Raw genomic sequence first — 20,871 nt, 5'->3', positions numbered from 1 at the left:
TTACGGACGCTGTCAGCGCTCGGCACTGCTTGACTCCGCGCAGCACTCCGATGAGCTATTTTCGTTCACCTTCAAATGATTGCTTCAAATTGTTTTAAGCCAGGCTTCACAGGTATTTGCCTTCTCATCATCATTCATCGAATGGGATATCTTTTTGTCTAGTTCTTGATATTTGTTTGGCGCAATTTCCTTGTAGAAAATCATCCATCCATCTCGTCCGTCTTGTTCGATCATATATGACGCATCGTGCTTTTTTATCCGTAGCGACCAAGATGAAAAAAAATCCGGATGATCGGAGAATAATGTGACAATAAATCCGGTGCGTTTAGCAATTTCGTAGAGCAGAGCTTGATTCATTTTTTTGCCTATGAAAGTGTTATTGTTTTTCAAGACTACCTTTGGATGCACTGAAAATTTGCGTGCCTCCACCGGATGAAGGTTGAGTCATACCGCGCACTGACCACGTGTCGTCTATGGACTTGGCTTTGGATTTCAAAACTTTTTGCTTCTCGGTGGTTCGATAAACACCTTGGAGCTTCAACTCCACAGTGCCCGCTGCGCGGTTATCGCCCAGCGGACCAATACCTAGCTCCGATGGTGTGGTAGCTGGGTTCAAAGAATAATAATTACCTTGAGGTGCGCCCGGCGACTGATACTGATACACGGTTTTCCGTCGGTTTACAGCTTCAACATTCACTGGCTGATTAAAGTCTATGCCATTCAAATGTCCGGGAATGCTCGTTTCCTCGAAGCCTTGGCTTCGATAAAAGGCTGTCGCAGTTTCTTTTCTAGAACGTATATTTATATCTTTGTTAATATCTCCAGTGCGACCGTATTTTTCATTTAGCTCTGCGCGCCTGGTATCGGGGCAATCACTGGGAACGCAACTTAACCCCAGCGGATCCACCCACCCTGTAGGGTTGGGCACGTACTGGTAGTTATTCAACCCACCCGCAAGCCTGATCGGATCCGGTGTCAAAAACCGTCCAGTCCCAGGATTGTAGTAGCGGTGGCGGTTGTAGTGTAACCCCGTCTCGGCGTCGAAATACTGACCTTGGAAGCGCAGCGGATTATCGATTTCGCTGACATCCAGCGCCGCGAGGTTGCCGTACGCTCGGTACCTCGCGGACCACATGATTTCGCCGCTGTAGTCGGTGAGCTCTTGCGGAGTGCCGAGGTGGTCGAGTTGGTAGTAGAAGGGTGCCGCTCTAAGTGGGCCTTCGCCGTCGAGCATTGCCAACGGGCGGAAGCTGCCCGGTTCATAGATGTAGCTGCGATAGCGATTTTCGGCGCTTTCGGCGATGAGGCGTTCGCCTTGCCAGAGGAATTCAGTGGTGTGGCCGTCGACGGTTTTCTCGATGCGGCGACCGAAGGCGTCGTATTTGTAGGTTGCAGTGCTGCCGCCTGGCAGACTGACGCCGATCAGGCGGTGTTGGCAGTCGTAGCGATACTCGGTGATGAGCTTCTGGCCGGTGTCGCGTCGCTCGCGGATCCTGCCTTCCGGCAGGCTAACGCCGACTAGGCGACGTTGTATTTTCGGTCAGAGAACGTTTAGGCGTTTAGAAAGTGGCGATCACTTAAGGTAACTAGCCTAGATATAATAAATCCGATAGCTCAGATTTGATTCTGGATCATAGATCGATTGGATAAACCAAAATGTCCTCCGAAATTATGTCTACAAATAGGGGGAGGGTCTGGTGTTGTATCTCAATAGATACTAGTAATACAGAATCGCCAATTTTCAAGACGCCGCAGCCGTCATCTTCGATGGCCTCTAACTCCGCCGTGATAAGTGTTTTAGCGTTTTCGTGATAAAAGGGGGGTGCTCTTTTTTTGGATGTTACTAAGTTGTCTCTCCATTAAAGATTATCGTTGCTATCGAGCTCGACATCATAAACTTAATCTTTGTTTGGTTGCGGACCTATAAAGGTCGAAATTCCGGTGCCGTAGACGGTTGAATGCCCTGTTTGTGTTTCGTTAGAGCTGTATTGGATGATCTTGGTTATTGTGATATTCATTTATTTAGTACTTGGTGTGAGTCGTACCAAAGTATTGTTCCCATTTGTCCTGCGTCGCCGGTTCCGGCTTTAATAAAGATTGAGCTTGGAAGTCTGAGTTTAATTATTTTGATTTGTGAGTAAGTCAAGCCTCAATCATAAACTCTTCAATTCTTTCAATGAATTCGATTTTGCTTTTGGTTCTGAACTCACCTAGAAACTTTTCGGAGTTTTTGATTGGCTCACCTCTTTTATCATATTCGATTGTTAGCATATCAATCACAAATTCTCCGTCGGGATCCCCTTCGGGCTCGACTCTCGTGTCAAAGCAATGCCCGGTACTCTGACGGGCTCCTCCAATCAGTACCGAACTAGAGAACCAGTCGCAAGTTTCAGCTGTCAGCTCCACCTCAAACAGGTTGTTGATTGTTATTGTCCATCCGCTTGGTATTCGGATAGGTTGGAGTTTGTATTCGAGTTTTGATCTCATTAGCTCTCTTCAAATCTTTGCATTCGTGAATACTTTGTTCTGATCATCCTGATGAGAGTCGTGCTCACTGCAGCGCTGAACAAAAGCGCTCGCAAGTATCAGGTTATTTCACTTTAATTTGTATTCGAATTTTTCATCTAACCCCAGAGATATGTCCTGATTTTTCGTTCGCTCGAATATAGAGATTATTTTTTTAAAAGTTTCGCCCATGCTTTGTTCAGATTCTTTCGAATTTTTCCATACTATTTCAATAGGACGCTCTACATCCGTGCTGAGCAAATCCCACAGAGCATTTAGGTTGTTCCCGTAGTATTGAGCCACGGAAAATGCAGAAGCTATACGTTTATGGAAATCTTGCTCGGAGGAGATAGATAGGCCGTCAAGTTCAATTAACATTAAGATTATTTCCACTTTCCGATTGGGCTGACAGTTTCATAATGGTCACTGGTGATATATAAAAGGCCATCATTTGAATAGAGTAGCCTAGTTCCAGGTTGGTTGCTCCGCGACATAGTATTGCTCAGTCCAACGTCGGCTTCATACCAAGTACGGCCAGAGGCGGATGGGAGAACATTTGTATCATGTAGAAAATATCTCCACCTATTTGTCCACCGGGAACGCTGTTGTTAACTGCTTTACCCGGCTTCCACCCGCTCTGAGCAGCCTGAGCCTTCGTGACGTAATTAGGCGGAAGCTGTCCATTAGATCGCAAGCTTTCTACCAAGGGATTAGCGGCCTCAGTCGTCCTCAGGTCCCGTTTCATGGCCTCGTATTTGGCGGCGTTATGGGCGGCATTATCATAGGGTTCAGGTTCGTCACAGTCCTTACTGGCAAGCCCCAACGGATCCACCCACCCCGTAGGGTTAGGCACGTACTGGTAGCTGTTCAACCCACCCGCAAGCTTGATCGGATCCGGCGTCAAGAACCGTCCAGTCCCCGGATTGTAGTAGCGGTGGCGGTTGTAATGTAACCCTGTCTCGGCGTCGAAATATTGTCCTTGAAAACGCAGCGGGTTATCGATTTCGCTGACGTCCAGCGCCGCTAGGTTGCCGTAGGCGCGGTACTTCGCTGACCACATGATCTCGCCGCTGTAGTCGGTCAGTTCCTGTGGCGTGCCGAGATGGTCGAGTTGGTAGTAGAACGGGGCCGCTTTTAGCGGGCCTTCGCCGTCGAGCATTGCCAACGGGCGGAAGCTGCCCGGTTCGTAGATGTAGCTGCGATAGCGGTTCTCTGCGCTTTCAGCGATGAGGCGCTCGCCTTGCCAGAGGAATTCAGTGGTCTGGCCGTCGACGGTTTTCTCGATGCGGCGGCCGAAGGCATCGTATTTGTAGGATGCGGTGCTGCCACCCGGCAGGCTGACCCCGATCAGGCGGTGCTGGCAATCGTAGCGGTACTCGGTGACGAGTTTCTTGCCGGTGCCGCGACTTTCGCGGATGAGGTTGCCGTAGGCATCGTAATCGTAGTGGCGGTCGCCTTGCATCAGCAGGCGATTGCCTTTGACGTTGGCAAGGTTGGCTGCGGGCAGGTCATTTTGTCCGAGCAGGTTACCCGCCGGGTCATGGGCGAAGCTCTCTGGCATTGCGCCGCGTACGCTGATCAGGCGATCCAGTGGATCGTAGTGAAAGCTGCGGTTGCCTTTGCGGCTGTCGTCGATGCCGGCGAGATTGCCGCTGGCATCGTAGTTGTAGCGACGCTGGAACAGGTGTTTGTCCCGTTGGCTGACGCTGTGCGCTTGCAGGCGGCCCTGTTCATCGTATTGATACTGGCTGAGCAGCAAGCCTTGTTGGCGCTGTTGTTCGCGACCAGCGCTGAATTGGTGGCTGGTCAGCCGCGAGCCGTTGAGGTCAATGCTGCTGAGTTGCCCGCCAGGTTGGTGGCGGTAATCGAGTTTGCTGCCATCGGGCAAACGGCAGTGCTTGAGCTGGCCAACGCTGTCGTATTCGTAGCGCAGAGTGCCCCAGCCTTGGTGTTCTTCGATGAGTCGGTCTTGCAGATCGTATTTATAGGCGAGCGGCCAGTGGCCGTCGTCGACGTTAACGAGATGACCGAGCGCGTCGTACTGTAGCGAATCTCTTCGCCATCGGGCAGCGTTGTTACAAGCTACCGGCCTGCCTTATCGCGCTGTTATTCAGTAATCACTTCGGTAGCCGGTAGTTTAGTTTTCTACCCATTTGTCCAGCGGAAGTGCTCCAGATTTCTTTGAAAATATTTCCTTGGCTTCTCGAAGCGTCATGTGGTTGGGTCCGCTGTAGGTATCTAGATCGCTAATACCGATATCTTCCCAGCCGCATAGGTCGCAAATTTCATAATTTCCTAGCGCGGCGAGTGTGTGATAGTTGCAGCACGGGCAAATCTCCAGGTTCTCAACTTCTCCATGTACTTCGTACTCTCCAATGTCGAGTTTTTTCATTATTTTTGATAAAAATGAGTTTCTTACGCCTTTGTAATTTGATTTGATTGCAAGCTGAATTAGCTCATCATATTTTTCATTGTCAATGTCGCTGGGTAAATCGTGTTCTGCAGCTATTGATTGCCGTAATTGTTCTGAAAGGTTGAAGAATTCCGGATTGCTTTCATCTATACCCCACCAGTCAACAAGATGTGACTCCCGCTGTTCATGATTAAGGGAAAACAAAATCTCAGTCGAGATTTTTGTTATAGCGGCGTTTCGATCAATCTTAGTCATATTACAGTCCCTTCGCCAAATTAATAGCTGACTGAAAAGCGTCAGCGCTCCTTCCATCATCTCTATAGAACGTTCGTATTTCTCTTGATTTCAAATGCCCTACAAATATTCGTCCTGTTGCTGGGTCGTGTTTTATTATGAAATTTCCAACATTTGTTTCGTTGAAATTTCCCGATTCTTTTGAGAACTCTTTAGCCTGTTTTAGGTATTCTGTCTGAGTTATATTGCCGAGTTCTTTTTGGTCGACGACATGTTTCTGCTAATGGGGTTGCAACTCCCGGATGAGAATCCTTTCCAGCTGACGGATGCAGCAGTTGGTATGCGCATCCCCTTCATTCACCTTAGCTTTTTCTTCAGATATTTCACCGCTTTGTCCCGGAACGTATTTATCTCCGCTTGGACAAGTATTCAACCCTAAAGGATCCACCCACCCCGTAGGGTTGGGCACGTACTGATAGTTATTCAACCCACCCGCAAATTTCATCGGGTCCGGGGTCAATAACCGCCCAGTCCCCGGATTGTAGTAGCGGTGGTGGTTGTAACTTAACCCGGTCTTGGCGTCGAAATGCTGACCCAAGAAGCGCAGCCGGTTATCGACATCACTGACATCCAGCGCTGCGAGGTTGCCGTAGGCGCGGTATTTCGCTGACCACATTTCGCCGCTGCAATCGGGTAGTTCCTCCGTCATGCCAAGGTGGCCAAGCTTGTTGCAGAACGGCGTAGCTTTAATTGGCTTTCGCCGTCGAGTATGAGGATTAGAAATAAAAAAACATACCTGTATCGTATTTCATCGCCATTTCGTTGAGATGTATGATCTTCCTTAGTGTGTCGGAATTTGTAGTGGCGAATAATTTTTGAAATATCTTGAGAGCTGATTCTAATTCGGTTTGTCCTTGTATGCTTTCGTCCTCATATTCATCGATGAGTTTGCTCAGCGTCGAGTTTATTTCCTCAAGCACCCCCGTTTTTGAAAGGGCTAGAAAATCTTCTTCTGAGACTGATAGCTCTTCTAAGTCGCCGGGTATACATTCATCCAAGTCCAAGCGATGCATTGCATCTCTAGATAAGGGTACTGAAATTGTTTTCATTTTTTATGGTTCCTTGTTGAAGTGCGTGACTTCGTTATATTCGCTTTGTGTTCTTCCGGATTGCTTTCCGTTTGGAAGCGTTTTGTTGCTCGGAATAATTCCTTCAAGGTTTAAATACTTACGCTTTCCAGGCAAGGAAGGATCATAAATTCTGAAATAATTTCCGTTCATGTCTTCAACCACTTCTATCCCGTTTTGAGGATTTTTATATATTCTTTTGCCCTTGTCCGTAGTGCTGACGATTGGATTGCTTCCAGCGAATTTTTCAACGGCACTGTTTAAGTTTGCTTTTGGCCAATTCGCGGAATATAGAGCCGCGCGGGCAGCTCCCCCTGTTTCGGGCGCTTTTTGCTCGCCTTCATCTACTTTTGGTTTTATAGCGGAATCATCAGCGCCGATGCTAGGCGTACAGTTTTCGCCTCCAGGACAAGTATTCAACCCTAAAGGATCCACCCACCCCGTAGGGTTAGGCACGTACTGGTAGCTATTCAACCCACCCGCAAGCTTGATCGGATCCGGTGTCAAGAACCGTCCAGTCCCCGGATTGTAGTAGCGGTGGCGGTTGTAATGTAACCCTGTCTCGGCGTCGAAATATTGCCCTTGAAAACGCAGCGGGTTGTCGATTTCGCTGACGTCCAGTGCAGCGAGATTGCCGTAGGCGCGGTACTTCGCTGACCACATGATCTCGCCGCTGTAGTCGGTCAGTTCCTGTGGCGTGCCGAGATGGTCAAGTTGGTAGTAGAAGGGGGCCGCTTTTAGCGGGCCTTCGCCGTCGAGCATTGCCAACGGGCGGAAGCTGTCCGGTTCGTAGATGTAGCTGCGATAGCTGTTCTCTGCGCTTTCTGCGATCAGGCGTTCGCCTTGCCATAGAAATTCAGTGGTGTGGCGGTCGACGGTTTTCTCGATGCGGCGGCCGAAAGCGTCGTATTTGTAGGATGCGGTGCTGCCTCCCGGCAGGCTGACGCCGATCAGGCGGTGTTGGCAGTCGTAGCGGTATTCGGCGACAAGCTTTTTGCCGGTGCCGCGACTTTCGCGGATGAGGTTGCCGTAGGCATCGTAATCGTAGTGGCGGTCGCCTTGCATCAGCAGGCGATTGCCTTTGACGTTGGCGAGGTTCGCAACGGGCAGGTCATTCTGGCCGAGGAGGTTGCCTGCCGGGTCATGGGCGAAGCTCTCTGGCATAGCGCCGCGTACGCTGATCAGGCGATCCAGTGGATCGTAGTGAAAGCTGCGGTTGCCTTTGCGGCTGTCGTTAATGCCGGTGAGGTTGCCGTTGGCATCGTAGTTGTAGCGACGCTGGAACAGGTGTTCGTCCCGCTGGCTGACGCTGTGCGCTTGCAGTCGGCCCTGTTCGTCGTATTGGTACTGGCTGAGCAGCAAGCCTTATTGGCGCTGTTGTTCGCGACCGGCGTTGAACTGATGGCTGGTCAGGCGTGAGCCGTTGAGGTCGATGCTGCTGAGTTGCCCGCCAGGCTGGTGACGATAATCGAGTTTGCTGCCATCGGGCAAGCGGCAGTGCTTGAGCTGGCCGACGCTGTCGTATTCGTTCTTCGCTGCCATCGGCGTTGGTTACGGTGACGCTGCCTTTGTCGTCCCAGACGTACTGCGCTTTCATCTGCGAAAAGTTGGCCCAGTGACGAGTGCAGCGAGACAGTTTGCCTTCGTTTTCCCACTCCCAATAGAACGCCGCGCCGCCTGCCAATTGCCGCTCGAGAACGACGTGCTGGTCGTTGTAGCGATAGCGTTCGGCTTCGTCTGCGGCATTCTTCGCCTCGATCAGGCGATGCTGCGTGTCGTAGCTGTAAGTGACCAGCGTCTGCACTGTGTTCCATGCGGCCTCAAGATTGTCCGCTGGCAGGAACTGTTGATAGTCGACGGCGATGATGTGCTTGCGATCGTTCCAGGGAAACCGGGCCCGACTCTGGCTAAGAACCGGCCAAGTCAGGTCGTGGTGAAGAGAGCAGATCCATATGAATGTACTAGATCAATAGTAGATTTTCGACTCTTCTGTTTTAAAGTCTCGGATATGCTCAAACGGATCCGTCGTTGTAATAAGCTTTTAAGTTGGAAGTAGTAATGTTTCTTGCGCTACATGTGACAATGCATGACTTATTGATTTCAATTTTTACGGCAAGCATCTGGTTCTCATTCATGATCGATAGAATTGTAGGTCTGGCGAAGTTGAAGTTTTCTATTTTGAGTGATTCGATAAATTCTATGTAAAGATCAAATTCATATTCGTTGTAGTATTTTTCAACCATTTCGCAGGTGCTGTTTTTTCTTTTACCCTACTATGTAGTTTTAATTGTGACGAGTTTTCGTCTAATAGTGCGTAGCTAGTGAACGAATGCTCTGGGGAATAAAACTCTCCAATGATCGATGTTCATTCTTTTTTTTGAAGTTGAATTTGTCAGCATTTTCTTTATTGCTCAAATACGTAATGGCATGCCACACTTCATAAGTGGAGTGTTCTGTTTCGATGAGCATTGCCTGATACAGAGTCGTATTCTCTAACATTAAGGTGTGTATTTATGAGAAGCATGGGAGGCTGGATAGTCCTAATGTCCGTACGAATGTTCCTGAATGACAACACGTTCTTTATCAATATTTTTGTAGCGATACTCTTTAATCATCACCGTATTACCTTCCGCGTCTCGAACAAACTCCGTACCCCTACCATTTTCAGCTTCTTTCGTAAGCGGAACACGTTTCACCCTAATTAGAACAGCTGTGTTAGGGAATTTGGCGTCGCGCTTAGCCTCTCTAAACGCAGCTCTACGTGTCGCAATGTTTTTATCACTAGGGACAAATGGGGACAGATTTATTTCAGTAGGAAGTAAATCTGTCCCCATTTGCATTTATACTAACCATCAAGGATGGTGGTTTTGTACGTTGAAAATAACAGTAGCGATTTTGGTCCTTGGTTGTTTTCTATTCGGCGTTCATCATTTTCCTATAGCTGTCGAATGTATTAACGCATTCTTCGTCTTCGTTAATCAACCTTTCATAGAAGCTCTCATCGTCAGCCCACTCGCAAAATACGAGCTGGGTCTTGACTTTTTTGTTGTGCGTGCACTGTGAGTTAAGAACCCAGTGAGACGACATTTTTTTTTCGGTGACTTCAAAAAAGTCCAATGCGAATGGTTTAGGGTATTCGTCATAAGGCTCTGGGCATATATAAACCCATGGGCAGTTGTCCCAAAATTCAACGCCGTATACGGTATATTCTTTTCCGACTTCGATGTCTAGCTCACTGTCGCCGATCGAGATATAGCGCTTAAGCCTTATTGAAGTATCCTGCGTGAAGCTTTGGTCTATTTTGTTTGTTTTACATTTAACTTTCATTTTTTTTCAGAATCCCCGGGTGGTACGGATGGGTCGTTTCCCCACGGTTTTATATCGTCGGTGCTATGCTTTTTGAATTTAAAGTCCATTAATTTGCCAGTCTCCGGATCACGAACATAGTGCACCACCGAGTCGTTACCGTTTTTGGATTTTACTTTAAGCTCCCATTTGTCCATTCCTTTGAAGTTTGGATCATTTAAGCCCTCAATGATCCTGACCCCGTGTCCTTCTTTCGCCGCCTGCAATGTCATCTGATCCTGAATGCTTTTAGGTTCACGACTCCATTTGTCATGTTTTGGTGGTTCAGGAGGTGGGGGCGATCCTTCCTTTACAACTGCTTTACTTGCAGGGTTTTCGGTGCTTGAGCCGGAGGAGCCATCTTTGCCTCCGGGGCATCCGCTCAATCCCAAAGGATCCACCCACCCCGTAGGGTTAGGCACGTACTGGTAGCTATTCAACCCACCCGCAAGCTTGATCGGATCCGGGGTCAAGAACCGTCCAGTCCCCGGATTGTAGTAGCGGTGGCGGTTGTAATGTAACCCTGTCTCGGCGTCGAAATACTGCCCTTGAAAACGCAGCGGATTATCGATTTCGCTGACGTCCAGCGCCGCGAGGTTGCCATAGGCGCGGTACTTCGCGGACCACATGATTTCCCCACTGTAGTCGGTGAGCTCTTGCGGAGTGCCGAGGTGGTCGAGTTGATAGTAGAACGGGGCAGCCTTTAGTGGGCCTTCGCCGTCGAGCATTGCCAACGGGCGGAAGCTGCCCGGCTCGTAGATGTAGCTGCGATAGCGATTTTCTGCGCTTTCGGCGATCAATCGCTCGCCTTGCCATAGAAATTCAGTGGTATGGCCGTCGACGGTTTTCTCGATGCGGCGGCCGAAGGCGTCGTATTTGTAGGATGCGGTGCTGCCACCCGGCAGGCTGGCGCCGATCAGGCGATGCTGGCAGTCGTAGCGGTACTCGGTGACGAGCTTCTGGCCGGTGCCACGGCGTTCGCGGATCAGGTTGCCGTACGCGTCGTAGTCGTAGTGGCGGTCGCCTTGCATCAGCAGGCGATTGCCTTTGACGTTGGCGAGGTTGGCCGCGGGCAGGTCATTTTGTCCGAGGAGGTTGCCTGCCGGGTCGTGAGCGAAGCTCTCTGGCATGGCGCCGCGTACGCTGATCAGGCGATCCAGTGGATCGTAGTGATAGCTGCGGTTGCCTTTGCGGCTGTCGTTAATACCGGCGAGGTTGCCGTTGGCATCGTAGTTGTAGCGACGCTGGAACAGGTGTTTGTCCCGTTGGCTAACGCTGTGCGCTTGCAGTCGGCCCTGTTCATCGTTATTGGTACTGGCTGAGCAGCAAGCCTTGCTGCCGCTCATGCTCGCGACCGGCGTTGAATTGGTGAGACGTGAGGCGTGAACCTTGAGACCGATGCTAGTCAGGTGACCGCCAGCTGGCGGTTATACAGTTTTCATTTGATCTGCGTGAATGATTTAGTTTGTATCCCTAAATTCGTAGGGGTTGAAGCCTCTCCGAAGCCAAAGCTTCTGTAGGTAACAGTGTTGAGGTTGGTTTTGTTTTTGATGAAAAATAGCATGCGTAGTTTATTAATGATTGGCTCGTTGTTTTCAATTTTCGCGCATGTATTGCTCTATTTTCTCAATATATTTTTTTTGCATGTTGTTCGGAATATTTCCAAGGTTTTGGCAGAGTCGCCTATTGGTTCGCCTTTTCGATCGTATTTAATTGTAAGAAACTCTACCACGAACTCGCCCTTTGGGTCTCCCTCAGGTTCTACTCTAGAATCGAAGCAATAGCCTGTGCTTTGTCTTGCGCCACCTAATAAAACAGAACTGCTAAACCAGTGCGCCGTTTCCGGTGTTAGTTCTATCTCGTACAAATTATTTATGGTTATTGTCCAGTCGCTAGGCACTCGGAGTGGCTGTAGTTCGAACTCTAGTTTTTTCATTTTGCTTTACCCATGTATTTTTTCACTTGCTGTGGTGATGCCGGAAAGCTGTGGATCACAGGCTTATTTCCTCCATCAGTTAGTTCAATTCTTATCCAGTTTGTAAGTTGTCCCTCGTTGTAGTCCACAGGGTGTTCGGATCTGTAAAACATGAATCGAGTGCCACCGTGGTCGAATACGTTTCCATCTTTTATCGCCCCATATGCAGCTTGTTTTTCGAATCCTTTAACATTGTTTGCGATGTCGGGCAGATAAGAAGCTTCAGGTTGACCACCACGTGATCCATTACCCAAACTCAATTCTCTGGCTTGGTCGGCAGATTTCGCATTCAGATGTTTCGTTTTATGGAAACCTCCTGGCCTCTGCGCGTTATAGACGTCGGATCTTAACTCTTTCCGCGTCTGGTAATCGCTAGTATCAACGCGCTCGGGAGGGCAGTTATTGCTGCTCAGGCCCAACGGATCCACTCACCCCGTAGGGTTAGGCACATACTCGTAGCTATTCAACCCACCCGCAAGCTTGATCGGATCCGGGGTAAAGAGCCGTCCAATCCCCGGATTCTAGTAACGGTGGCGGTTGTAATGTAAGCCTTTCTCGGCGTCGAAATACTGACCCTAGACGCGCAACGGGTTATCGATCTCGCTGACGTCCAGTGCAGAAAGATTGCCGTACGCGCGGTACTTCGCTGACCACATGATTTCACAACTGTAGTCGGTCAGTTCCTGCGGCGTGCCGAGGTGGTCGAGTTGGTAATAGAACGGGGCCGCGTTTAGCGGGCCTTCGCCGTCGAACATTGCCAACGGGCGGAAGGTGCCCGGTTCGTAGATGCAGCTGCGATAACGATTTTGTGCGCTTTCGGCGATCAATCGTTCGCCTTGCCAGAGGAATTCATTGGTATGGCCGTCGACGCTTTTCTCGATGCGGCGGCCGAAGGCGTAGTATTTTTAGATCCTAGATTGTAGATGGCGGTATCGCTCGTCACGGGCTACCAAGTGGTGTTGGCCTTCGTAGCAGTATTCCGTAAAGAATTCTGTCCGACACCGCAATAGCAGCGGTTTAAATTAGATTCAAAATTTATTAATGATTTCATAAAGCTTAGTCGATTTTATCTCTTCAATATTCAGCTTGGATAGTATTGATTTTATTCTCTCTGAGTATTTTTCTGGGGTTATAATATGAGTGGTTGAGTGGGTGTCACTTTCTAGAAAGCGAGCAATGAGTGTATCTCGATTGCTCTTCAAGAACTTTGCTATAGCTGCTACGTTCAATTTGTCGTTTTCACTTAGGTGGCTCCAGATTTTATATGCGTCTTCCTCTTCCTTTTTTAGAATGAGAATAGTGTTTCGGTATTGTGTTAGTTCGTTAGGGGTGAATATGATGTCGTTCGTGTTGGTGAAGTCTACATAAGAGTATATTTTAGTCTTTTCGTTTTTTTTCAAAAGTCCATTCGGGCTTAGGCTTGTGAGTATCTCTTTTTGCAGGCGTAGCTCTTGGATTTTCTGTTGTTCCAGAGAGTATCCAATGGTCCGCCACTTTATGGTTACCGGCCATTCAGGTGCGAGAAAATTACTGACAGCTTTCCACGTGGACCATAAGTCTTGAAGAGTGCCCGCTACTAATGCGATGCTCATGAAGTCAGGGTCGGAAAAATGCTCGGGCGTTTCATGGAACTTTATACCCGGTTCGCATGTGTAGTATATGCTCATGATTAGTCTTTTTTGAAGTAAGTGTGTGAGTTGTCACCTTCTTTTAAGGCTGCTTTCGTACCTGTCGTTCCCGTAACTTCAGTATTAAAGTGTGGCCCTTCATTACCTTTTACATGTCCCAATGAATGCTCTCTAATAGTCACAATCCTGCCGTCTTTCAAATTGAACTCATAAACCCTACTCATCACGCGACCAGGCTGATCGGTAAGTACCTCTTTATAGGATCTGGATGGCTGCTGTGATAGGGGCACACCTCCAACGCGTTTCGCTTGTCTGAATGCGGCTTTCCTAGTAATTGTGCTGTCATGGCCTTTAGGTAGCTCTGGTTCGCCATTTTCAACCTTATTGTTACTAGTATCATCCACCTTTCTTTGAAAGCCTTTTTTCGCTTTGCCAGGGCAATTGTTGCTCAACCCCAAAGGATCCACCCACCCCGTAGGGTTAGGCACGTACTGATAGCTATTCAACCCACCCGCAAGCTTGATCGGATCTGGCGTCAAGAACCGTCCGGTCCCCGGATTGTAGTAGCGGTGGCGGTTGTAATGTAAGGCTGTCTCGGCGTCGAAATACTGGCCCTGGAAGCGCAACGGGTTATCGATTTCGCTGACATCCAGCGCTGCGAGGTTGCCGTAGGCGCGGTACTTCGCCGACCACATGATTTCGCCACTGTAGTCGGTGAGCTCTTGCGGAGTGCCAAGGTGGTCGAGTTGATAGTAGAACGGGGCAGCCTTTAGTGGGCCTTCGCCGTCGAGCATCGCCAACGGGCGGAAGCTGCCCGGCTCGTAGATGTAGCTGCGATAGCGATTTTCTGCGCTTTCGGCGATCAATCGCTCGCCTTGCCAGAGAAATTCAGTGGTGTGGCCGTCGACGGTTTTTTCGATGCGACGGCCGAAGGCGTCGTATTTGTAGGATGCGATGGTGCCTCCCGGCAGGCTGACGCCGATCAGGCGATGCTGGCAGTCGTAGCGGTATTCGGTGACGAGCTTTTGGCCGGTGCCGCGACGCTCGCGGATCAAATTTCCGTACGCGTCGTAGTCGTAGTGGCGGTCGCCTTGCATCAGCAGGCGATTGCCTTTGACGTTGGCGAGGTTGGCCGCGGGCAGGTCATTTTGTCCGAGGAGGTTGCCTGCCGGGTCGTGAGCGAAGCTCTCTGGCATGGCGCCGCGTACGCTGATCAGGCGATCCAGTGGATCGTAGTGATAGCTGCGGTTGCCTTTGCGGCTGTCGTTAATGCCGGCGAGATTCCCGTTGGCATCGTAGTTATAACGACGCTGGAACAGGTGTTTTTCCCGCTGGCTGACGCTGTGCGCTTGCAGTCGGCCCTGTTCATCGTATTGGTATTGGCTGAGTAACAAACCTTGCTGACGCTGCTGCTCGCGACCGGCATTGAACTGGTGGCTGGTCAGGCGGGAGCCGTTGAGGTCGATGCTGCTCAGGCGTCCACCGGACAAATGACGGTAATCGAGCGTGCAGCCGTCCGGCAGACGGCAGTGGCTGAGTTGGCCGACGTTGTCGTATGCGTAACGCGTGGTGCCCCAACCTTGATGCTCGGTGATCAAGCGATCTTGCACGTCGTATTCATAAGCGAGCGGCCAATGGCCGTCGTCGACGTTGACCAAGCGACCCAGTGCGTCGTAGCTGTAGTGAATCTCTTCGCCATCGGGCAGCGTCTTGACCAGCAAACGGCCGGTGGCATCGCGCTGGTATTCGGTAACCAGTTCGCTACCGTCGTCGCCGAACTCGGTTTTCTTCAGCAGTTGGCCGTTGAGGTCGTACTCGTACGCAGTGCGGCGGCCGTCGAAGCCGGTTTCCTGCTGAATCAGGCCGTTCGGGTAATAATCGAGTTGATAGCGTTCGCCGCGCTCGTTTTCGATCTCGGTGAGGTTGAGGTGCGAGTTGTCGTAGCGATAGCGCAGTTGGCTGCCGTCGGGATTAATCCGGCGGCTGACGAGGTGCAGGTTGTCGGCGTATTCGTAGCGGGTGATCCGCCCGAGCTCGTCGCGTTCGGCGGTGACGCGGCCATACGGGTTGTAGATAAACGCACGTGTGGCGCCGCCGGGCAGGGTGACCTGAGTGAGGCGGTCGACGGCATCCCATTGGTATTGGGTGATCGCTCCGAATTCATCCTGGCGAGTGATTTGCCGGCCGAGCGCATCGTAGCGATACTTGCGTTGACCTCCATCCGGCAGGCGTTCTTCCAGCAATTGGCCGAGGTTGTTCCAGCCCAGTTGATGACGACTGCCGTCGGGGTGGCGGATCTCAAGCAAGCGTCCCTGACGGTCATAGCTGTAGAAGGTCTCGTTGCCGTCAGGATCGGTTTGTTGGGTAATATCGCCCTGGCGGTTGCGTTCGTATTTCCAGCGGGCCTTGCCGCGCTGGACATCAATAAGTTGACCGTTGAAGTAGTTGTAACGCGTCGGAACACCTTCCGGGGGGATCACCGCAATCAAGCGTCCGGCATCGCTGTACTGATACTCGGTGATCGCTCCCATCGGGTCTTTAACGGCGATCAATCGGCCGTTATCGTCATAAGCGTTCTGCGTCTCACCACCGTCGGGTGCGGTCTCACTGACCAGACGTGCATTTTCGTCATGCACATAGACCAGCTCACTGCCGTCAGCGTTATGAACAATGACCGAGCCGTTATCATCCCACTCGTAACGTGCTTCCATCTGCGCGTAATTGGCCCAATGACGTACGCATCGGGACAGCTTGCCTTCACGCTCCCACTCCCAGAAGAAGCTAGCCCCTCCGGCCATTTGTCGCTCAAGGATGACGTGCTGATCGTTGTAGCGGTAATGCTCGGTTTCGCCCATCGCATTGGTGGAAGAAACCAGTTGATTGAGTGCGTTGTATCGGTAGGTGACGAGGGTATGAATCGTCAGCCATGGGTCTTGGCGTTCGCCGCGTTCATTGTATTCGTGGCGTTGTTGCTGTTGGTCGACAGCAACGATCTGTCTGTCTTCGTAGCGCAGCAAAAGGGCGCGCCCTGCGCCGTTATCTATGCGCTGGATACGATCAACGAAGTCATAACTGATGTGCAGACGATTTTCGTACGCATCGCTGATCGCGGTCAGTCGACCGGCACGGAAATGGTAAAAGCGTGTTTTTGCCCCGGCTTGGGTCAAAATGAGTTCGCCGGGTTCATTACCTAGATAAATCGCTGCCTGAGCCAGGCTGTTAGTGATGGCCGGCCGCTGTTCCGTGGGCATCGGGAAACGGGTTTGCCGGTTCTCGTTGTCCGTCCACAGCACACCCTCATCGTCGATCTGCAAGCGATGAGACAGTGAATGACTCCAGCCATAGCCGAGGCGGCTATCAATTTCGACTGCACTGCTTCGGTATAGGCGTGTCCACTCAAAAGGCAGCAGGCCACCCAGTTCCCCATCGGTGAGCGTCAGTAACTCTTCACCGGTCACCATCGATACTGGTTCGCCGTCTGAGCATGTGTCGTCGACGCATTGTGCAGGTTTTTTTGCTGGGTTCTTCGGCTGTTCGGGGGCGTTGTCGACGGTCTCTACTTGCTCGATCCGTGAGGCTGGCTCATCTTTTTTACGGGTTTGAATCTGCGCATCGGATTCCAGTTTTCCGCCGGTGACCGGTAGCTTGCTCTTCGGAGCTGTCGCGGTTTCGGCAGGCTTGGGAGCGGCAATCTGAACATCCGCTTTGGGTGTCGGATTGAAATTCGAATCACTTCCGCCAGTGATCGGTGGCCTGCTTTTAGGCGCTGTGGCCGTTTCGGCGGGTTTGGGGGGCGCGATCTGAACATCCGCTTTGCGTGCCGGATTGAATTTCGAATCACCATTGAGTAGCAACGGCTTCGATGCTTCGGTATGCGGCGTCGCTTTGGACTTGCTGACTTTCATCAACATGCCGGTGAAGTCTTCAATCAGCTTTATGACTTTGCCGCTGCTTTGTACCCCTTTGACGGCTTTTGTGCCCACGCGTACGGCCAAGCCAAGACCACCAGTCAAAACAACGCCGATCAAAATGTTGAGCAGGAACTCTGTCGACATTTGCGCCAGCACTTCGGTACAAGTCTGCGGCGGCAGCATCTTCACCCAGGCCACGATGGCCGCGACGTATATCCACATCAACGGCTCATCGCTCGCGATCAATAAAGCAGTGTGAATAGCGTCGGCAGAGGCGTCGTAGATCTTCTTGATCTGTTCTTCAGTGAAAAAGTTTTTCAGCTTCTCGTAGTTTTCGCGAGGATGGGCAATGAGGTCGTAGAGACTTTTGATATCGCCCCATAAGCCCATGATCGCTTTCATGAAACCTTCCCAGGCCGCTTCCAGCTCCTGCAAGGCGCGACCTCCAAGGGAGGCTTCGGTGTGCGCCTGCCATAGCGGGAGGAAGCTGGTGCTCCATTCGGTTTGTAGCCAGCCGCCCAACTCGCCGATCACGCCTTGGTAGGAATTGAACAAACTGTCGATCTGGGCACGCGTAGGATTCGGGAAGAAGGTGATTTTGTACTGCTGATTGGGAGTAAGGCCTGAGACTTCAAGAATCCCTGATGCATCAATGGTTTTATTGATGGTCGGTCCAACTTCGTTTTTGCCGATGAAGCGACCATTGACGACCGGTGTCAGTTGAACTGGCGTATTGCCGATCGGCACAAAGCGCGCGGACTCGAAACTATGGATCAGCACCAGCTTGCCGTTCGCAGGACAGTTGGCATAAAGGGTATTTTCCTTCTTGCTGTCCTTGTCAGCCGTGCCAACTTCGTCACCGACTTTGAATTGCTGCTCCGCATCCAGAATGCCGCCGTACCAGGCTTCGGCATGCTCGCGATAATCCTTCAGGCACTTCTTGAAGTCGTTGATGATGGCCTGAGCATCGGGTTGTTTTGCTGTGAGACCACCAACGATCCCGCCCATTAAAACGCTCATACCACCACCTCTTTTTCCAGATAGGCCTTCAACAGCCCGGTAAAGTTTTCTTCCGTGAGTGGCGTGCGTTTAACAAAGCGCGCCACTTTTTGTTTCAGGTTTGATTCGGGAAAGGAGAAATACAGATCGGCGTGTTCCTCCTGCAACCACTGCATCATGTTGCCGATAACGGTGGATGGATTTTCTGCCATCAACCCATTCAGCAACCCCTTCGGCACCTCCCACCACGGCCAGTCCCTGACCTTCGGCACCACCCGTGTGCCCACTTCCAGCGCTTGTCCATTAATCAGATACCGCTCAAACACCGGCAGCACCTCTCCGGCCTTCTCCCCAAGCCCCCGCAGGATCGGATAAATATGCCGCCCATCCCAAAATCGGAAAAACACCTCGGTGCCATCCGGCATCTTCACCTGCGTCAGGCTGCGCAGATGTTCGAACACTTCGTTCGGCGCTGAACGCGATGTCGCCAGCCAGCCCCAGTCCAGCGCATCGGTTTCGGCGATCCAGGGCAGGAAGGCCGAATTCGGCTTGATCTCGGTGAGGTAGGGCATCACGGGTTGCCAGGTGGAGTAGGGCGTGCCGCCCCAGATCGGGATGAGCTGGGCGCTGGGTTCGGTGAGGTACAGGGTTTTCAGGGCGTCGGCGTCGCTGGCGGCGCTGATGATCAGGTACAGGCGCTCGCCGCTTTGCAGTGGCTGTTGCGCCAGCCAGTCCTTGGGGGAAATTCGTTCAGATGGCACAGGCACCTGCCTTGCATTTTTCGCATTCTTCACAGAACGGCGCGTTACGTTTCAGGGTGTTGATCTGCGCTGGGGTCAGGACCTGGCCGGCCTTGTCAGCATCCGCCTGTTTCAACACACCGGGCATCAGCGGGGCGGCGCCGGTGCCGCTGCCCGGGCTGCCGCCGGAGTTCATGTTGATCACCGGCCCGCTCAGGGTCACGCCGCCGGCGTCGATCTTGATAAAACTGCCGCCACCCACCAGCGTCAGTTCCGCACCAGCTTCCATCACCACTTTCATGCCGCTGCTCAGGTGGATTTCCTGGCCGGCGTCGATGAACTGGCCGGTGCCGATCTTGATGTGCTGGTTGACGCCGACGGTGAGGTGGTCGTTGGCGCGGGTCTCGACTTTGCGGTCGGCGTAGACGGTGTGGTGTTCTTCGGCCTTGAATTCGCTGTAGCTGTTCTTTTCGACGGTGTCGTGGCGTTCGTTGCCGACGCGGATTTTCTGGTCGTGTTCGATGTTTTCGTCCCAGTCGCGCTGGGCGTGCAGGTAGATCTGTTCCTGGCCTTTTTTGTCTTCGATGCGCAGTTCGTTGTAACCGCCGCCACCCATGGAGCTCAGGGTCTTGAAGGTGCTGCGGGTCTTGTTCGCCGGCAGTGGATAGGGAACGGTGTTTTCCTTGTGGTACAGGCAGCCGCTGATCAGCGGTTGGTCGGGGTCGCCCTCAAGGAAGGTGACCAGCACTTCCATGCCGATGCGCGGGATGGCGATGCCGCCGTACTGGGCGCCGGCCCAGGCGCTGGAGACGCGCAGCCAGCAGCTGGTCTTGTCGTCGGCCTGACCTTCGCGGTCCCAATGGAACTGGACTTTGACCCGGCCGTATTCGTCGCAGTGGATTTCTTCGCCTTTGGGGCCGGTGACCACCGCGCTTTGGCTGCCGAGGATGCGCGGTTTCGGGTGGCGCAGCGGCGGGCGGTTGGGCACGTCCCACGGCGTGGCCTGAAAGCGGTTGCGATAGCCCTGATGGAAATCGTCTTTCAGCGCCGTGGTGTCGCTGGTCACCGACTCTTCGAGCACCTGCGGCTGCTTGCCTTCGTGCAGGACTTCGGTTAGCAGCCAGAGGTCGTTCCATTTGGCTTTCGGGTGTTCGGTCAGGGCGAGGAAATAGCCGCTGACCAGCAGTGGCTGATCGCTCTTGCCTTCGGCGAGCTGGAAGTCGCTGCGGTGGCGTTCGAGGGCGCGTTTGGCCAAATGCTTGCCGCGCTCGCGGTCGATGAAGCGGCCCGGGTAATCGTAGTCTTCGAGGTCGGGCAGGGCGTCGCCACGGTTTTCGCTTTCGAGGGTCAGGCGCGGTTTTTCGAAGTCGTAGTCGCGGCGGGTAGTGCGGCTGGTGCGGGTTTCCAGGCGCAGGTCGAAGCGCTTGATCACCGGGTTGCTGGCGACCATGCCGGAGTCTTGCTGATAGGGCACAGGCGCAAGCTTCGGGAACACCGTTTGGTCATCGCCGAACAGCAGTTTGTGGCCTGTTGTGGTGTGCTGGAAGTGGAAGTGAATGCCTTCCTCTTCGCACAGGCGCTGGATGAAATGCAGATCCGACTCGTCGTATTGCACGCAGTAGATGCGCTCGGGATAAATCGAACCGGTCTTGAATTCGTAGGCGTTGCTTTGGATGCCGTGCTCTTCGAGGACCATGCCGATGATTTTCGGCACGCTGAGGTTCTGGAAAATGCGCTGGTTGATGCGGTGCGCCAAGTAGGACAGTTGCGGGCGCAGGGTCACCGAATAACGGGTCAGGCGCTTGCCGGAATCGCCTTGCGCGGCGCGGTAGATCTGGCCATGAATGCCGCTGCCGTCAGGCGACAGCTGCAAAAAGGCCGGTTTGTGCAGCAGGGTTTCGAGGTCCAGCGACGGCTGCTCACTGACCAGTTCCACCTCAAAGACAAAAGGCTGGCTGATGGCTTCCCGGCCTTGCAGGGTAAACACCTGAAAA

The 20,871-nt window shown here is 52.1% G+C and carries 13 protein-coding genes and 6 pseudogenes; 1 reads left to right on the top strand and 18 read right to left on the bottom strand.

Annotated features, from left to right (window positions below):
* Positions 1-84: 84 nt before the first annotated feature.
* From GXB78_RS05165 to GXB78_RS05120, 9 genes and pseudogenes are all read right to left on the bottom strand, one after another.
* A complete protein-coding gene (locus tag GXB78_RS05165) occupies positions 85-357 on the bottom strand; it encodes a hypothetical protein (protein WP_305427893.1) in 273 nt (90 codons plus the stop codon).
* A 19-nt stretch (positions 358-376) separates the two neighbouring features.
* A pseudogene (locus GXB78_RS05160) lies at positions 377-1,492 on the bottom strand (polymorphic toxin type 46 domain-containing protein); the annotation flags it as partial.
* Positions 1,493-2,142: 650 nt separating this feature from the next.
* A complete protein-coding gene (locus GXB78_RS05155) occupies positions 2,143-2,487 on the bottom strand; it encodes a hypothetical protein (RefSeq protein ID WP_329514594.1) in 345 nt (114 codons plus the stop codon).
* Between the two features lie 108 nt (positions 2,488-2,595).
* Entirely contained in the window at positions 2,596-2,883 is a 288-nt protein-coding gene (locus GXB78_RS05150) for a barstar family protein (protein WP_329514593.1), read from the bottom strand.
* 412 nt (positions 2,884-3,295) lie between these two features.
* Positions 3,296-4,611: pseudogene (locus GXB78_RS05140) on the bottom strand (RHS repeat domain-containing protein); the annotation flags it as partial.
* 31 nt (positions 4,612-4,642) lie between these two features.
* Entirely contained in the window at positions 4,643-5,173 is a 531-nt protein-coding gene (locus tag GXB78_RS05135) for a CPCC family cysteine-rich protein (RefSeq protein WP_329514592.1), read from the bottom strand.
* A gap of 385 nt (positions 5,174-5,558) precedes the next feature.
* A pseudogene (locus tag GXB78_RS05130) lies at positions 5,559-5,906 on the bottom strand (RHS repeat-associated core domain-containing protein); the annotation flags it as partial.
* Positions 5,907-5,928: 22 nt separating this feature from the next.
* Positions 5,929-6,261 (bottom strand): hypothetical protein, encoded by a 333-nt coding sequence (locus tag GXB78_RS05125; protein WP_329514591.1) that lies wholly within the window; start codon positions 6,259-6,261, stop codon positions 5,929-5,931.
* Positions 6,262-6,264: 3 nt separating this feature from the next.
* Positions 6,265-7,806, bottom strand: a pseudogene (locus GXB78_RS05120) (RHS repeat domain-containing protein); the annotation flags it as partial.
* Here GXB78_RS05120 and GXB78_RS28280 point away from each other — a divergent pair.
* Positions 7,781-8,335, top strand: coding sequence for a hypothetical protein (locus tag GXB78_RS28280; protein WP_456239207.1), 555 nt, complete (start codon positions 7,781-7,783; stop codon positions 8,333-8,335). The pseudogene GXB78_RS05120 and the gene GXB78_RS28280 overlap by 26 nt on opposite strands.
* Before the next feature lie 484 nt (positions 8,336-8,819).
* On the opposite strand, the gene GXB78_RS05115 is transcribed toward GXB78_RS28280, so the two are convergent.
* The 9 genes and pseudogenes from GXB78_RS05115 to tssI all read right to left on the bottom strand — a co-directional run.
* Positions 8,820-9,119 carry an HNH/endonuclease VII fold putative polymorphic toxin gene (locus tag GXB78_RS05115; protein ID WP_150636257.1) on the bottom strand — a complete coding sequence of 100 codons (300 nt, stop codon included), beginning with the start codon at positions 9,117-9,119 and terminating at the stop codon, positions 8,820-8,822.
* Between the two features lie 73 nt (positions 9,120-9,192).
* Entirely contained in the window at positions 9,193-9,606 is a 414-nt protein-coding gene (locus GXB78_RS05110) for a hypothetical protein (protein WP_041478177.1), read from the bottom strand.
* Between the two features lie 383 nt (positions 9,607-9,989).
* A pseudogene (locus tag GXB78_RS05105) lies at positions 9,990-11,042 on the bottom strand (RHS repeat domain-containing protein); the annotation flags it as partial.
* A 514-nt stretch (positions 11,043-11,556) separates the two neighbouring features.
* Positions 11,557-12,018 carry a hypothetical protein gene (locus GXB78_RS05100; RefSeq protein WP_329514590.1) on the bottom strand — a complete coding sequence of 154 codons (462 nt, stop codon included), beginning with the start codon at positions 12,016-12,018 and terminating at the stop codon, positions 11,557-11,559.
* A 12-nt stretch (positions 12,019-12,030) separates the two neighbouring features.
* Positions 12,031-12,504, bottom strand: a pseudogene (locus GXB78_RS05095) (RHS repeat domain-containing protein); the annotation flags it as partial.
* A 123-nt stretch (positions 12,505-12,627) separates the two neighbouring features.
* Entirely contained in the window at positions 12,628-13,266 is a 639-nt protein-coding gene (locus tag GXB78_RS05090) for a hypothetical protein (RefSeq protein ID WP_329514589.1), read from the bottom strand.
* A 2-nt stretch (positions 13,267-13,268) separates the two neighbouring features.
* Complete coding sequence (locus tag GXB78_RS05085) at positions 13,269-18,158, bottom strand: RHS repeat-associated core domain-containing protein (RefSeq protein WP_329514588.1); 4,890 nt, start codon at positions 18,156-18,158, stop codon at positions 13,269-13,271.
* Entirely contained in the window at positions 18,155-18,898 is a 744-nt protein-coding gene (locus tag GXB78_RS05080; RefSeq protein ID WP_329514587.1) for a DUF4123 domain-containing protein, read from the bottom strand. Before GXB78_RS05080 ends, GXB78_RS05085 begins: the two co-directional genes overlap by 4 nt.
* A partial coding sequence (gene tssI / locus GXB78_RS05075) for a type VI secretion system Vgr family protein (protein WP_329514586.1) occupies positions 18,888-20,871 on the bottom strand: 1,984 nt, incomplete at its 5' end. The genes tssI and GXB78_RS05080, both read right to left, overlap by 11 nt.

It is taken from the genome of Pseudomonas moraviensis subsp. stanleyae, from assembly GCF_036283065.1.
GTDB lineage: Bacteria > Pseudomonadota > Gammaproteobacteria > Pseudomonadales > Pseudomonadaceae > Aquipseudomonas > Aquipseudomonas stanleyae.
This window is presented reverse-complemented; position numbering and strand designations above follow the sequence as displayed.

Bases quoted from the DNA above. Each gene is read 5' to 3' on its own strand.
- GXB78_RS05085 (WP_329514588.1), bottom strand. From the start codon at position 18,158: ATGAGCGTTTTAATGGGCGGGATCGTTGGTGGTCTCACAGCAAAACAA.
- GXB78_RS05110 (WP_041478177.1), bottom strand. From the start codon at position 9,606: ATGAAAGTTAAATGTAAAACAAACAAAATAGACCAAAGCTTCACGCAG.
- GXB78_RS05090 (WP_329514589.1), bottom strand. From the start codon at position 13,266: ATGAGCATATACTACACATGCGAACCGGGTATAAAGTTCCATGAAACG.
- GXB78_RS05135 (WP_329514592.1), bottom strand. From the start codon at position 5,173: ATGACTAAGATTGATCGAAACGCCGCTATAACAAAAATCTCGACTGAG.
- GXB78_RS05115 (WP_150636257.1), bottom strand. From the start codon at position 9,119: ATGCAAATGGGGACAGATTTACTTCCTACTGAAATAAATCTGTCCCCA.
- GXB78_RS05150 (WP_329514593.1), bottom strand. From the start codon at position 2,883: ATGTTAATTGAACTTGACGGCCTATCTATCTCCTCCGAGCAAGATTTC.
- GXB78_RS05165 (WP_305427893.1), bottom strand. From the start codon at position 357: ATGAATCAAGCTCTGCTCTACGAAATTGCTAAACGCACCGGATTTATT.
- GXB78_RS05155 (WP_329514594.1), bottom strand. From the start codon at position 2,487: ATGAGATCAAAACTCGAATACAAACTCCAACCTATCCGAATACCAAGC.
- GXB78_RS05125 (WP_329514591.1), bottom strand. From the start codon at position 6,261: ATGAAAACAATTTCAGTACCCTTATCTAGAGATGCAATGCATCGCTTG.